This window comes from Acinetobacter sp. YH12208 (assembly GCF_013418055.1).
Lineage (GTDB): Bacteria > Pseudomonadota > Gammaproteobacteria > Pseudomonadales > Moraxellaceae > Acinetobacter > Acinetobacter pseudolwoffii.
Map to the genome: position 1 here is coordinate 57,868 of NZ_VPCT01000013.1, position 14,630 is coordinate 72,497.

Here is a 14,630-nt window from a genome sequence, read left to right on the forward strand (position 1 = left end):
TTTACCACCAACGTGTTTTTTCACGTGTATGGCGCTGCTTAAAACGTGAATAGACATTATTGTTTTCTTCGCGCTGTAAGCGATCAAAGATTTCAATCACCAACTGCCCCAGTGGATGAACAGCACAAATTTGGTCGAGTCGCCAACGCATGTTTCGTAACGTATCATCCGTTCCAACAGCAAAAGCTGAAGTACCATCAAACAACGCATAACGTTCTGTTTGTAATTTTGTTTGGTGTTCTAAGTTGACTTGCAAGGATTGATCACACAAATAACGTTCAGTTTCTTGGAGCTTCAAAGTATTAATCAATACCACCGCATTCATTAATATTGCTTTGAGTGTCATATCATCATGCAAATCTAAAAACGTATCACACGCTGAAATTAACCATCGAATATTTAAAGATCTTAAGAGAAAATCTCGTTCAACAGTCCAAAGCCCTTTAAACTTTTCAAAATTTTCTTGAACGTCCACTTCACGACGAATCAAGACAATCAAGCTTGCATGATAATGGTTTAGAGCAGACTGTCCCACAAATTCATGTTTAAGCTGCTCGATATGCTCATTGAGATCTTTTGCTGAGCCATGAGTATATTTAAGCTCGTTACCCTCAATCACTTGAGATTTTAACAACTCAATATCAACACCCTGAAGTTCAGCATATAGTTTATCTGCACCAAAACGACGTTGATGTCGACTAAATGAAAACCACTGTTCAAATTTACTTTTTTTTCTTACAGGCATGTTCAAAAAACCAATTTATGACAGCTTACTGCCAAGCATCCTTAATCCATTTTGATGGCAACACATAACGATACCATTTACCACCACCGCCATTGACTGCATCAGGTGGATTAATTTCACCATGAAACACAATAATTTTGGCACCTTCAGGCTTCACTGGGGGCTTGAAATAAGCCATCGGAATTTTTTGCAGGCAATGATATTTATAACTCTTACACCAGCTTTCTGGCCAATAAGTCTGCTTACCCTCTTTATCTACATACCAAGACAAATAAGCCTGCTCATTACGGAATTTCTGACGGATTTCATCAAAATTTTCACGGAAATACGGTAAAAGTCCCGGAAATGCACCCAGTTTAAAACGATACACCGAACTGTTGCCGGTAATCCGCCAAGGACGTTTCCAGTCATGAATAATCAGAAAATCACCCGGATAGCTAAAGAACTCATCGATGTTATCGACAATCACCACATCAAGATCGAGAAATAGCGCATTGCCCTCTAAACCATACAGATCAGGTTCAAAAGTGGACAGCTTATTCCAGCCACGTTCAGGCGCACCTTCAGGCAATGCCAAAGGTGGAATTGGGAAACATTGTACTTCAGGATTAATTCCTTCCGTACGATCCGTCAGACAGACCATTTTGAAATCGACTGTCGTATGTCGTTTAACCATGTTGTATAAACGATTGACGTATTCAGAACCGTATTTGGTTCCCCATTTCATACAAATAACGATGTTACTCATTGCGTATGCCTAAGCTCATCTTAAAATCTTCTGGATACCGAATATGATGACATAAGTTCGGCAGAATAAGTATATCCCTTAAAAAAAACCTCTCAAATGAGAGGTTTTTTCAATCAGTAAATTATTACTTATTTCACGTAAGTTAACCAATGTGCATATTTAGGATCTTTACCCTGAACTGCATCAAAATAAGCTTTCTGGATTTGCGTCGTGATTGGACCACGGACACCTTCACCAATTTGACGGTCATCATATTCATGGATTGGTGTCACTTCCGCAGCAGTACCGGTAAAGAACGCTTCATCGGCAATATAGAATTCATCACGGGTAATACGGCGTTCAACCACGTCATAACCCAGGTCTTTGGCAATGGTAATAATGGTTTGACGGGTAATACCATCCAGCGCACCACCGGCAATATCAGGGGTATGAATTACACCGTCAGTCACCAGGAATACGTTTTCGCCTGAACCCTGACATACATAGCCTTGTGGATCAAGTAACATGGCTTCGTCATAACCCGAATGCGCGACTTCCTGATGCGCCAGAATCGACAGCGTGTAGTTCCCAGATGCTTTGGCTTTACACATGGTCACGTTTGGATGATGGTGGGTAAATGATGAAGTTTTCACGCGAATACCCTTCGCCATGGCTTCTTCACCCAAGTAAGCACCCCAGCTCCATGCCGCAACCACAGCATGAATCGTGTTATCAGTTGCAGCAATACCCAGTTTTTCAGAACCAATAAAAAGGATTGGACGTAAATAGCAAGATGCCAGTTTATTTTCACGCACCACATCAATTTGCGCTTGTTCTAATGTTGCATGATCAAATGGAACTTTCATTTGATAAATTTTTGCAGAATTCAACAAACGCTTGGTATGTTCTTTTAGACGGAAAATAGCCGTTCCATTCGGAGTTTCATAAGCTCGGACGCCTTCAAACACACCCATGCTGTAATGCAAAGTATGGGTTAATACGTGAGTTTTCGCCTCACGCCAGTCAACCAGTTGTCCATCTTGCCAAATAAAACCATCACGATCAGCCAAATTCATGCCACAAACTCCAATTTTTCACAATTATTCACTATCCAGCACAAAGCTTGCACTTGGATCAATTAGTCTTTGCCATAACTTGCAAACGGTCATTCGGGTATCGTGCCAGTCGCTTGCAGACACTTGCATGGATTGATTTGCAAGGGCTAAGCGGTGGCTCTCGGCGCGTTCACTGAGATAAGCTTGAATCAGAGCAGTCGCATCGTCGCTGGATAAGCAACCTGATTTTGCGGTATCCTCAAGAATTCTTACATTGTCGGAGAAATGGGCGAGATCTTTATTCGTCCCACTCCAGGCCAACACCGCATACTGTGCCATAAATTCGATGTCTACGATACCACCTGTATCTTGTTTTAAATGAAAAATTCCATCTTTTTTCTGCGCTTTGGAGGAGCCCAGATGATCCTTCATTTTCTGACGCATTTTCAGCACTTCTGCCCGCACATAATTTTCATCACGAGGCTGAATCAAAATATTACGGCGTAAGATTTCAAATTTTTGTCTTAGGCTTAGCTCACCTGCAATTGGACGCGCGCGCACCAAGGCTTGATGCTCCCATAACCAGGCACTCTTAAGCTGATATTGCTCAAAGGCTTTCAGACTGGTGACCAAGAGTCCTGCTTCACCAGAGGGACGTAAACGGGTATCGACCTCATAGACCCGCCCATCCAGGGTTTGCGTGGTCATCAATGACATGAATTTTTGTGCTACACGCATGGCAAACTCAAAACCACTAATCGGCTTGAGTCCATCCGTATCGGCCTGTTCTCCCATAAAATGAATAAACACTAAATCCAAGTCCGAGCCATAACCCAGTTCAATGCCACCGACCTTGCCATAACCAATGACCGCAAAGGCAGTATGCTCGATTGAACAGCGCTTGCCTTCGGCATCGAGGGGAAAACCATGCCTTTTGGCCACCATCTGATAGGCCAAATGCAGAGCTGCATTGACAGATACTTCGGCAATATCGGTTAAGGCATCAGAAACTTTCATCAAAGGACTTTCAGCCAGAACATCACTGGCTGCGACGGCTAAGACATTGGATTTTTTAAACAGGCGCAATACCCGCATCTGATCTTCAACCTGATCAATCTCAATACGGAGTAATTGCTGGCGTAAAGAATCTTCCAGATCCTGTCGTTTCGGCAACTCAAAATCCATCGACAGAAACTCATCCAGCAATACCGGATATTGCGAGAGTTCTTCACAAATCCAGGGACTCACCGTGGCCATTTTGACCAGTCGTTGCAGTGCGCCTTTACTTTCAATCAGCATGACTAGATAGACAGTACGGCGCATCACCGACTCAACCAAGGGCATGAGACGCAACAACGCCATTTGCGGCTTGGCAGACTCCAGAATCGCTTCAATCAGATAAGGCCAAAAGGTTTTTAAACGTTGAATCGCCTTGGCCGGTAGCTTTTTCAATGCATGACCATGCCAGAATTCATGAACCAGATTCTTGGCGGCATCATCCAGAACATCGTTGAGCTTCTTTTCCAGCTGGACAAAACTTTCGACCTGGGTTTCCGGTTCATTTTCCTTAATCAGATGCTCAAACTGATAAATGACTTTGGCTCGCTTCTGGTTCAGGACAGTCATAAAATCTGACCAGTCTGCAAAACCTAAGGTTTCCACCATTCGCTGACGTAAATCAGGCTCAGTCGGTAAAGATTGGGTTTGTTGATCATTTAAGGCCTGAATCGCATGTTCCACCCGGCGCAGGAACAGATAGGCATCTTCCAGATCTTGGACTGCCTGTTCATCCAAGAGTTCGGCATCATCGAGATGGTTCAGATTGACCAGACATTGGCGATCCTGCAATTCAAGTTTGGCTCCACCATAAATCAGCTGAAAGACCTGCACGATAAATTCGACTTCGCGAATACCGCCAGCACCGAGCTTGATATCATCTTCAATATTACGCCGCTGGACTTCACGCTCGATCATGGTTTTCATTTCGCGCATGGCTTCAAAAGCACTGTAATCCACGTATTTACGAAAGACAAAAGGACGGGTCATATCAAGCAGGGCATCACCTTCCGGACTTGGATTGACAACACGCGCCTTGATCCAGGCATAGCGCTCCCATTCACGGCCATGCTGACTTAAGTATTTTTCTAAGGCCACATGACTAATGGCCAGGGCTGAACCATCACCCCAAGGACGCAGGCGCATATCGACCCGGAACACAAAACCATCCGCCGTGATCTGATCCAGCAGGTGAATCAGTTTTTGTCCCCACAGGATGCAAAACTGCTGCACATCGATACATTTGCGCCCATCGGTTTCACCCTGTTCATCGAAGGCAAAAATCAGGTCAATATCACTGGAAAGATTAAGTTCTTGCGCGCCGAGTTTGCCCATAGCGATGACAATAAGATCCTGAACTTTACCGTTATAAGCAATCGGCTGGCCATACTTGGCAGCAATCGGCATACGGGCAAAATCTTTGGCTGCACAAATACAGGCATCGGCAAAATCGGAGAGTTCTCGGGTGAGGGTGATGACATCGGTCAGTTGATTGGCATCCTGCCAGATCCAGCGAAACATCAGGCGGGCCCGCAGAATACGCATGGCGCGCATCCAGGCGGCTTCGTCTATAATATTCAGGATACAGTGCTGCACCAGCTGATCAATATATTCCCGACTGAGTGCAGCCTGAAACTGGTCAATTGCATAATCCTGTTCCAGGAGGCTCTGGTGATTGGCCAATACCTGTTCAGCATATTGGCTTGCTCTTAAGGTTTTTTGCAATTGTGTCGCATTCATCACTCAACTCTTCCCCCGAAACGTTCTGCTTAGTTATAGCAGGAGTTTTGTCTCAGGGGGAGTGTTTTAGTTTGAAATTATCTTTTAGGATTTCTCAGCATGCAGATCTTCAAGCACCAGTACCTGATGATCATTGGTGACCATTGGCAAACGCACCGTAAAGGTCGTACCTCGACCTTCTTTTGAATCCACCGCGATTTGACCATGATTCAGATCAATAAAGCGCTTGCACAATACCAAACCTAAACCAGCACCTTTCTCTTCAGCGGTACCTCGGACACTCACCATCAACGTCGGCTTGAACAGATTCTGTATCTGCTCTTCAGTCATGCCCAGACCGGTATCCTGAATGGTGATTTTAACCTGCTCACCGTCCATTTCTGCCTCTAAAATGACTTTACCGCCTTGATTAACCGGGGTGAATTTCAGCGCATTGGAAACCAGATTCTGCAACACTGAAGTAATCATATTGATATCCGCATGGACTTTAATGTCTTCGGGAATATTGTCGATTAATTCAATTTTTTTATTCAACGCCAGACTGTGCAATACACTGCAGACAATTTTACTGGATTGCTTGAGTTCATAATTAATCGGATGATATACAAAGCGTCCGCCCTCGGCCATGGCCCAGGTCAGCAAGCTTTCCAGCAGGTTATAAGTCGATTGTGCATTATCATATAAATAATCCGCGATACTCTGAATACTGGACTCATCCAAGGTATCACGTTCCTGCGCCAGAACTTCGGAAAAGCCCAGCAGGCCATGAAATGGCGCACGCAGATCATGTGCGATGATCTGGAAAAATTTGGTTGTACTAAAGTTTTGTGCACATTGCTGTTCGTATAGTTCTTTCAGCTCAGTATGTTCTTCATTGAGTTGGATTCGAATTACTAAACTTTCAGCAAATTGCTTAACGGTCTCAATATCATCCTGATCAAATCTGTCAGTTTGATCATCAAAAAAAATCACCTGACCTAGCGGCTGACCAGCATTCGCTTTTAAATTAAATGCGACCAGTCGGTGATGCGCCACACCCAGCTCTTTCACATAATTCGACAATTCTGCATAAGCAGGATGAGTCTGGTCGATGACATCTGCCTGTTGCAGATATGTAGGGATGGCAATTTCCTGCGGAGCATGCAAGGCCCGAAAACCGTGCGGACAGCTGTACCAGATATACGGCTCCATATGGAATCCAATAATACTGGTTTTAACGCCTAGGACTTTACGGGCAACCTTACAGAAGGTGTCTAGTAAATTATTGGAGGTATAGACGCCTAAAATGAGAGATATACGACATGAGCTTAAAAGCTCCGTATTCTGACCGACCTCTAGCAGTTTTAGTTCCATGTCTGCCTCTCTGAATATGTATGGAATATAGAAAACACTGTCGACCAAATTTATACAATCAATAACAAAGATTCTATATTTACTGAACGCTGAAAACTCACCTATAGGTTAAAGGATTTGTTAATCTGTTTCTATCCAAATACACTCATAACCGCAAGGCACTGATATTTAATTAATTAAGAATAACTTGAAAATTTAATCTTCAAAAAAAGTCTGCTTAAGTATTTGAAACTCAATATCTAAGCTAAAATTAAGCATGTTTATTTGTATTTACTTTAACATACTCTTGACCAAAAAATACTCAGCATCGATTTTTATCCCCTTTTAAATAAAAGTTAATGGTTTTTCAACTATATAGATTTAAATTTCGTTTAAAAAAATAAATTAGATTGGCTTCACTCTCTAATAACGCTCAAAATTCATTTTTTATTTTTAAAAAATACTTAACAATGATCTTGAGTCTCAACTTAAAGTCTCAAAAAAACTGTCTGAAAGATAGCCTTTGAATTGTAAAGAAATTACAGTCTTTAACAAATTAATTGCGAAAATTTTGTGATTTTTTATCACTCAAGCTTACATTAAAAATGGAAATTTCATGCTGAGGACGAATGAATCCAATTCAGGGTATTTTTTACACAAGAAACAGTGCACTTAAGGTAAAGACAAAAAAAAGCAGCCTAAAAAGACCGCTTTTTTTAACGAAGAATTAATTGTCTGAAATTAACGCCACTTGCTGTACATAGTTAAATAACTTTAACTTAGACGCATTGACCTCTGCTTCAGGTGCCTGATTCTTTAAATCACGGTGTACGCGAAGATAATGCTGACGCAAGGTATGACGCTCTGTGGCATTATAGGTTTTGGTAAATTCATTAATGGCTGGGTCACCATCTTTGACAATTCGATCGACCCAACGCTGTAATTGGGCTGTCTTTTTAAGACCTTGTTTTGGTGTTAAATAAGATAAAATCACCGTTTCATTTTCATTGCGCAGTAATTTACCAATACGTGAAAATTGACGGCGACGTGCTTCATGTGAGGTAAATTCCTGTACATCGAGCAATGCTTCAATCAAACGCTCTTCAACAGGCAAGTTTTTAATTTGTTTAGCACTCAGCTCAGCCAGCTGTGCACCCAAAGCCGCCATACGCTGGACTGCTTTTTTCTGTTCGGTTTTACTTGCGCGTCCCTCTAAAGAATCGAAATCTTCTTCAGTTAAACTGTTCGGTCGACGTGCCACGATTAATCTGCCTCATAAAATTTTGCTGCAAATAGTGCCTGAATTTCAGATAAGGCTTTGTCCTCATCCGCTCCTTCAATCACCAAGCGTAAAGTTGTTCCTTTGCCCGCACCGAGCATCAGCAAGGACATGATATTTTTTGCATCTACCAGTTTGTCCGTTTTTCCAATCTGGATACTGGAACGAAATTTGGTAGTCACTTCTATAAGTTTACCAGATGCGCGTGCATGTAAACCCAGTTTATTAATTACGTCAACAGTGGTATCAATCATGACCAGTGCTTCATTTCTCGATGGAGGACTTGAATAGACCATTTTGCCTCAAGGGCTTTTTTTAGTCTATCCACAATGTAAACAGAACGATGCTGGCCACCGGTACAGCCAATTGACACAGTCATATAATGACGATGCCCTTCAGAAAAGGTTGGCAACCATTTGTCCAGAAAATGGTAAATATCATTAAACATATCTTCGACCTGATCGCTCTTTTGCAAAAACTCCTGCACCGGTTGATCGAGTCCTGAAAATTTGCGTAATTCCAGTTCCCAATGCGGATTCGGCAAATGCCGGACATCAAAGACATAATCGGCATCCAGTGGAATGCCATGCTTATAACCAAAAGACTGCAAAATCAGGATCAGGTTATCGGTCTGTCCCAACTTGGTCAATAAGGTATGTTTCAGGTCATGCACGCTTTTATCTGTAGTATCAATGTGCACGGTAGAACGCAGCTGGATGGGCATTAGCAGGATTTTTTCTTCCTGAATGCACTCGTTCAGACTCTTAAAGCGCGAAGCTAGAGGATGCGGCCGACGCGAGGCACTAAAGCGCGCAATCAGTTCCTGATCCTGCGTGGTCAGATAGATAATATCGACCGAGCCATGCTGTTGTAGCTGCTCGAACACATGATCAAATTCTTGCAAATCGGCACGGGTACTGCGTACATCGACCCCCAAAGCCAACTGTTCCAGATTGTTCTCACTGTGCAGTTTCGCCACGATTTCGGGAAGCAATGCCAAAGGCAGATTATCAATACAGTAATAACCCAGATCCTCAAGCACCTGCAATGCAGATGATTTACCTGAACCAGATTGTCCCGTGACAATTAAAATGCGCTTCATACATGCTACCCTTTCATCCTATCCGGCAGTGTATTTGACCTGCAGGTTATCGATCAGACGTGTATTACCTATCTTTGCAGCTACAAATAACACAACATCTTGATTAAACGTATGAATTTTTTTTAATTCTGGCGTTCGTGCTTCAACATAGTCTACGACAAACCCGACATCTGTTAAAGTCTGGCGAAGCTCGGCCAATACCGTATCCAGTTCAATCGCAGCATGGAGCTGCTGTTCAGCCTTTTGTAAGCTTTGATAAATGACCGGTGCGATTACACGATGCTCTTGGCTTAGGTAACCATTTCGAGAACTTAAGGCTAAACCATCTTCTGCACGGGCAATTGGCACGCCAATCACTTCTAATGGAATATTCAGGTCTTGTACAAACTGGCGAATCACTGCCAACTGCTGATAATCTTTTTGCCCAAAGAAAGCATAGTTTGGCTGAACAATGTTAAACAATTTGGTCACCACCACCGCTACACCATCAAAATGGCCGGGGCGCTGCAAACCACACAAGTCATCAGTAATGTCAGAGATACTGATATTGGTCAGACGCGGTTTTTTGCCATACATTTGCTCAACCGTTGGCGCGAAGACGATATCACAACCGACGTCTGCCAAAAGCTGCTGGTCCTGCTCCAGCGTACGCGGGTAGTTATCAAAATCTTCATTGGGTCCAAACTGGATCGGATTGACAAAGATACTGACCACCACCACATCACACAGCTTACGCGCTTCACGTACCAGATTTAAATGACCCTGATGCAGATTGCCCATGGTGGGTACAAAACCAATAATCTTGCGGTTGGCACGTGCCGGATTAAGTGAGGCCGCGAGTCCCTGAATGGTGGTTTCTGTTTTCATCTTACAATTCAACCTGAAAAGTTTGTGCGGGTGCCGGGAAAGATCCATCCAAAACTGCAGCATGGTAAGCTTTAAAAGCATCCAGAATGGCAGTAGCACCCGATTGTTCCTGCATAAAATTACGGACAAATTTTGCAGTATGGCCAAAGGTTAAACCCAGCATGTCTTGTACTACCAAGACCTGACCATCAGTGGCTGCGCCTGCACCAATGCCAATCACCGGAATTTGTGGAAACAGTTCCGTGATTTCCTGACCCAATTGTGCCGGTACACATTCCAGCAGTAACAGTGCAGCACCTGCATCAACCACTGCTTTACAGTCTGCAATCAGTTGATCCGCTGCTTCACGGGTACGAGCTTGCAGCTTATAACCGCCAAAGACATGTACCGATTGTGGCGTCAATCCCAAGTGCACACAGACTGGAATACCGTTACGGGTCAGCACCTGCACGGTTTCTGCCAGCCATGCACCGCCTTCCATTTTCACCATTTGCGCACCGGCCTGCATCACGGTTTTGGAACTTTGCAAGGCATCATTTAAGGTGGCATAACTCATAAACGGCAAGTCAGTCATGATAAAGGCATGCTGGTTACCACGGCGTACCGCAGCGGTATGATAGGCCATATCTGCAACAGTCACTGGTAAAGTCGAATCGCGGCCCTGAATTGACATTCCCAAAGAGTCGCCAATCAGAATACTGTCTACTTCTGCAATTTCCATGGCTTTGGCCATGCTGGCATCATAGCAAGTCAGACATGAAAATTTGCGTCCATCTGCTTTGAAGCGTCTTAAGTCACTCAGACTGACCATGAAGATGTTCCTCTATGATTGAAGTTCTCGCGAACATACCCATAACTCAAAAATTAAATATTTGCCCAGTTTGTGTCATCGAGTACCGTTAAGGTCGATTGCTTGACGATGTCCAGGTCTTTTAAGGATGTAGCATGAACCTGTATTTCAGCATCAATGTCCAGCAACGGAATGAGTACAAAATCACGCTCTAACACACCGACATGCGGTACAGTCAGGCGTTGATTCTGTATCTGTTCATCTCCGTAGATCAGCAAGTCCAGATCCAGCGTACGCTCGCCCCAATGACGCAAACGTACCCGACCGGCTTCCTGCTCGAAGGCTTGCAGACGATCGAGGAGCTCTAACGCTGCCAGATCAGTATTCAACTGCACCACAGCATTCAGATAATTTGGCTGATCCTGTGGCCCCATCGGTGGACTTTGGTAAAGATGCGAGGTTTTTACCTGACCCAATGTCGCCAGTTTCTGTACAGCTTCTGCCAAAATCTGGCGTGAATCGCCCAGGTTACTGCCCAGGCCAATATACGTCACGATCATTGTGTTGGCCCAAACACCACCTGGCTTAAATCACGTTGCACCCGCTTACGTTTCATAATCGGATGATCTGCGCCAATTTCACCACTGGCACTGGCTGCCACATGTGACAGGGCTTTCGCCTTGTCTTCAAACTTGGCTTTACGCACCCGGCGGTTACGTGGTTCAGGCTCATTGACTAAAGGCTCAATCTCGGCGAGATCCTGTTGTGCCGTCAGTTTCTGTTCCAGATGTTCTTCTTGAGTGGCCTTACGACGGTTCTTGGCACGTTGACGGTTGTACTGGCTAATCGCCCGCTCTTTCTCGTCACCGCTCATTTGCTGATAAGCATCCCACCAGCTGCCCATGCCTTGCGCCGTTGCATCGCCTGATTTTTCGCGCAACAGCAAAAAGTCAAATCCGGCACGGAAACGCGCATGACTAGACAAGGCCTCAATTTGTTGCGGTTTTGGATTCAGCAAACGGGTCTGCATTTCCCAGACTTCACGAATGAAAGTCTCGGCGAAGCGAGGAATAATGGTTCGGGTTGCCTGACGTTTCAAAACATCCAGACCCGCTTGGGCACGTGCTTCTGCTGCGACCACGCCTTTATTCAGATAAAACTCACAACGCTCGAGGAATGGCTGCCATAACAGTACCGCGTAGAAAAATGCAGGATTGATGGTCTTGCCAATCGAAATACGCTGATCGGTATTTTTCGCGGCACGCTCCATAAACGGCGTGATTTCAGCTTTGATATCGGCGAACAGCTGATGCCAGATTCCGAAATCAATCAGCATGGGCAACACACGATTCAGATGCCCCATGGTGAATAACTTTTGTGATTCATCATAGAGTCGATGCGGAGAGACATCACGCAGCAGCTGGGTCATTTCCGGGGTAAAGATATCCAAAATTGCTTCATCAATATTGAAATTCAATTTGGCAGCAAAACGTAAGGTACGTAACATCCGCACCGGATCTTCTTCAAATCTTAAGGCCGGATCACCGAGCAAACGTAAAGTTTTGCTGTGAATATCATCTACAGCATTGCAGAAATCCAGCACAATCGCTTTACGCGGCTGGTAATACATTGCATTGATCGAGAAGTCGCGACGGGCAAAATCCTGCTCGATGCTGCCCCAGTTATTATCACGCAGAATCATCCCCGCGGCCGAGGTGACTGCTTTTTTTGGAGGTGCCCGGAAAGTGGCCACTTCAACCAGTTCCCGCCCTGAATAGACATGCGCCAGTTCAAAACGCCGTCCGATAATTCGACAACGTCGTCCGAATACTTCCTTGACCTGAGCTGGGGTTGCATTGGTAACTGCATCGAAATCTTTAGGATTCAAACCTAACATCAGATCTCGAACACCACCACCCACGATATAAGCTTCATAGCCTGCCTTGTTTAAGGCATCAATCACATCGAGAATATAAGAAGGTAATTGAGCGGTTGATAAACCACATTTTGACGCGCGCAAAGTTTGCAAAAGACGCTGTCTCCTACGTCTGAACGTAAAATTCTAAGATGACGCTAATCATATCGCTTACACGACTAAAGGGCAATTTGATTATGTCAATCCTGCAGCTCAGATTGATTCTGTATTCAGCATCAATTCCGTCTATTCACAACGCGAGTCTGGCCTTGTTTTTGGCAAATAATGCCGGCCCAATGCCTTTGACCAGCTGAATATCTTCAATGCTTTTAAATTTCCCATTTTTCTGCCGATACTCAACAATGGCTTGGGCTTTCTTTTGTCCCACGCCATGCAACTGTTGCAATTGTTCAATATTTGCACTATTTAAACTAATTCTATCACCTGTCGCTTGTACCGAAAGTGCCGGTTTTGCCAGATAGTGATCTGCTTTAGTCGATGCATTCTGTTGTTTGAGCCGCGCATCATGTTGCTGTTGTCTGGTCTTCCATTCCATATAATCGGTCGCAGTTGCATGTGCAGTTCCAATAGCAATATAGCCTAGCCATAAACCCAGAAGAAGATTAATCCACGCCGGACTTGTTCGATGTTGTTGTTTGTTCATGCGCCGCTCTTTGTTTTAATTCTAATTTGGCCTGTTCCCAGAGCTGATCCAATTCAGCCAGTGACAAGCGGTCTATATTGAGTTGTTGTTTTTCCGCCTGATGTTCCATCAAGGCAAATCGAGTACGAAACTTATGGATCGTGCCTAATAATGCCATTTCACTCGAGATTCCAAGTTTACGGCCAACATTGACCAGAGAAAATAAGCAGTCACCAAATTCTTCCTGTATTTCATCGGAATTCTGGCTTGCCAAAGCTTCTTTTAACTCGGCCAGCTCTTCTTCTACTTTGTCATATGCCCCAGTGACATCGGGAAAATCAAAGCCGATTTTTGCGACATTTTTCTGGATTTCATCTGCCTGTACCAAGGCCGGTGCATGCTTGATTTCATCTAAACGGGAACGTGGCTTGCCCTGCTTTTCTTGCTGTTTAATTTCTTGCCAGAGCTGAGAGACATCTTCCGGGCTCAATTTTGCAAACTGTTCAGCCTGAAATACATGCGGATGACGGCGGATGAGTTTGTCGCTAATGGCCTGCACCACATCCTGAAAATCAAAAGCGCCCTTCTCGCTGTACATTTGCGACTGGAACACCACCTGTAACAGCAGATCGCCCAGCTCATCGCGAATCTCGTCAACATTTCCAGAACGTACCGCAGCTTCTACTTCATAAGCTTCTTCAATCGCATATTGGGTCAGAGATTCGGGAGTCTGCTGCTGATCCCATGGACATTTTTCACGTAATTCACGCATGATATTAAGCAATTGTTCCACTTTTAAAACCTCTTCTTTACCAAATAGTCGCGTCAATCTGCCTGTTTCTTGTTATGCTCAAGAAAAAAAGACAATAAGGAGATCAAGCACATGCACAGTATATTGATTAGTGGGGCAGCACAAGGAATTGGCGCCGCGACAGCCACGCTATTTTACCAGCACGGCTATAAAGTCGGTATTTATGATATCAATGTGGCACAGGCCGAACAGCTGGCTCAGCAACTGGGCGAACATGCCAAAGCAGGCTTTCTGGATGTGGCAGACTATGCTTCCTGGGAAACAGCTTTGGCGGAGTTTTCAGCCTGGGCCGGTGAAATCAACATTCTGGTAAATAATGCCGGAATTTTATATTCAGGGCCTTTTGAAGACACCACAATTGCAGCGCATCATCGCACGCTGGATATTAATGTTAAAGGCCTCCTCAATGGTTGTCATGCCACTTTCTCTTATTTAAAAGAATAGATCTCTTGCGAAAGTCATTATTGCAAGTTTATCCGGTTTACGAGTGCAGCAATTAAGTTAATGCGTAAACCGAATCTTTTCCGTCTATTTCGATAGCGTTCACTTAATATTCTAAATGTTTTCA

Annotated in this window: 14 protein-coding genes and 2 pseudogenes; 1 reads left to right on the plus strand and 15 read right to left on the minus strand. The window is 44.2% G+C overall.

The window, feature by feature from the left end; genetic code table 11:
* Nucleotide 1: 1 nt before the first annotated feature.
* The 14 genes from FTU95_RS11900 to mazG all read right to left on the minus strand — a co-directional run bounded on the left by FTU95_RS11900 (nt 2) and on the right by mazG (nt 14,044).
* A complete protein-coding gene (locus FTU95_RS11900) occupies nt 2–745 on the minus strand; it encodes a hypothetical protein (protein ID WP_180078610.1) in 744 nt (247 codons plus the stop codon).
* A 25-nt stretch (nt 746–770) separates the two neighbouring features.
* On the minus strand, nt 771–1,493 hold the full coding sequence (locus FTU95_RS11905; protein WP_180078612.1) for a glycosyltransferase: 723 nt from the start codon (nt 1,491–1,493) through the stop codon (nt 771–773).
* A 128-nt stretch (nt 1,494–1,621) separates the two neighbouring features.
* On the minus strand, nt 1,622–2,548 hold the full coding sequence (locus FTU95_RS11910) for a branched-chain amino acid transaminase (RefSeq protein WP_180078614.1): 927 nt from the start codon (nt 2,546–2,548) through the stop codon (nt 1,622–1,624).
* A gap of 24 nt (nt 2,549–2,572) precedes the next feature.
* Complete coding sequence (glnE, locus tag FTU95_RS11915) at nt 2,573–5,323, minus strand: bifunctional [glutamate--ammonia ligase]-adenylyl-L-tyrosine phosphorylase/[glutamate--ammonia-ligase] adenylyltransferase (protein WP_074384042.1); 2,751 nt, start codon at nt 5,321–5,323, stop codon at nt 2,573–2,575.
* Nucleotides 5,324–5,407: 84 nt separating this feature from the next.
* Nucleotides 5,408–6,676, minus strand: a complete 1,269-nt coding sequence (locus FTU95_RS11920) for a HAMP domain-containing sensor histidine kinase (RefSeq protein WP_180078615.1) — start codon at nt 6,674–6,676, stop codon at nt 5,408–5,410.
* Between the two features lie 706 nt (nt 6,677–7,382).
* Nucleotides 7,383–7,916, minus strand: a complete 534-nt coding sequence (gene yjgA, locus FTU95_RS11925; RefSeq protein ID WP_005172645.1) for a ribosome biogenesis factor YjgA — start codon at nt 7,914–7,916, stop codon at nt 7,383–7,385.
* A 2-nt stretch (nt 7,917–7,918) separates the two neighbouring features.
* Complete coding sequence (locus FTU95_RS11930; RefSeq protein WP_034608740.1) at nt 7,919–8,188, minus strand: HPr family phosphocarrier protein; 270 nt, start codon at nt 8,186–8,188, stop codon at nt 7,919–7,921.
* The gene (gene rapZ / locus FTU95_RS11935; protein ID WP_005172647.1) at nt 8,185–9,036 is read right to left on the minus strand and encodes an RNase adapter RapZ; all 852 of its coding nucleotides are present in this window, start codon (nt 9,034–9,036) and stop codon (nt 8,185–8,187) included. Before rapZ ends, FTU95_RS11930 begins: the two co-directional genes overlap by 4 nt.
* An 18-nt stretch (nt 9,037–9,054) precedes the next feature.
* Nucleotides 9,055–9,903, minus strand: coding sequence for a pantoate--beta-alanine ligase (gene panC / locus FTU95_RS11940; protein WP_180078617.1), 849 nt, complete (start codon nt 9,901–9,903; stop codon nt 9,055–9,057).
* A 1-nt stretch (nt 9,904) separates the two neighbouring features.
* Nucleotides 9,905–10,714, minus strand: coding sequence for a 3-methyl-2-oxobutanoate hydroxymethyltransferase (gene panB / locus FTU95_RS11945; RefSeq protein WP_074384037.1), 810 nt, complete (start codon nt 10,712–10,714; stop codon nt 9,905–9,907).
* 53 nt (nt 10,715–10,767) lie between these two features.
* The gene (gene folK, locus FTU95_RS11950; protein ID WP_005095697.1) at nt 10,768–11,253 is read right to left on the minus strand and encodes a 2-amino-4-hydroxy-6-hydroxymethyldihydropteridine diphosphokinase; all 486 of its coding nucleotides are present in this window, start codon (nt 11,251–11,253) and stop codon (nt 10,768–10,770) included.
* Nucleotides 11,250–12,722: a polynucleotide adenylyltransferase PcnB gene (pcnB, locus tag FTU95_RS11955; RefSeq protein WP_180078619.1), complete on the minus strand. Its 1,473-nt coding sequence runs from the start codon at nt 12,720–12,722 to the stop codon at nt 11,250–11,252. Before pcnB ends, folK begins: the two co-directional genes overlap by 4 nt.
* 136 nt (nt 12,723–12,858) lie before the next feature.
* The gene (locus tag FTU95_RS11960) at nt 12,859–13,272 is read right to left on the minus strand and encodes a ComEA family DNA-binding protein (protein ID WP_005172659.1); all 414 of its coding nucleotides are present in this window, start codon (nt 13,270–13,272) and stop codon (nt 12,859–12,861) included.
* Nucleotides 13,232–14,044, minus strand: a complete 813-nt coding sequence (gene mazG, locus FTU95_RS11965) for a nucleoside triphosphate pyrophosphohydrolase (RefSeq protein WP_180078621.1) — start codon at nt 14,042–14,044, stop codon at nt 13,232–13,234. The genes FTU95_RS11960 and mazG overlap by 41 nt, the downstream gene beginning before the upstream one ends.
* A gap of 90 nt (nt 14,045–14,134) precedes the next feature.
* Between mazG and FTU95_RS11970 the strand changes: the two are divergent.
* Nucleotides 14,135–14,503, plus strand: a pseudogene (locus FTU95_RS11970) (SDR family NAD(P)-dependent oxidoreductase); the annotation flags it as partial.
* 20 nt (nt 14,504–14,523) lie between these two features.
* On the opposite strand, the pseudogene FTU95_RS11975 reads toward FTU95_RS11970, so the two are convergent.
* A pseudogene (locus FTU95_RS11975) lies at nt 14,524–14,630 on the minus strand (IS5/IS1182 family transposase); the annotation flags it as partial.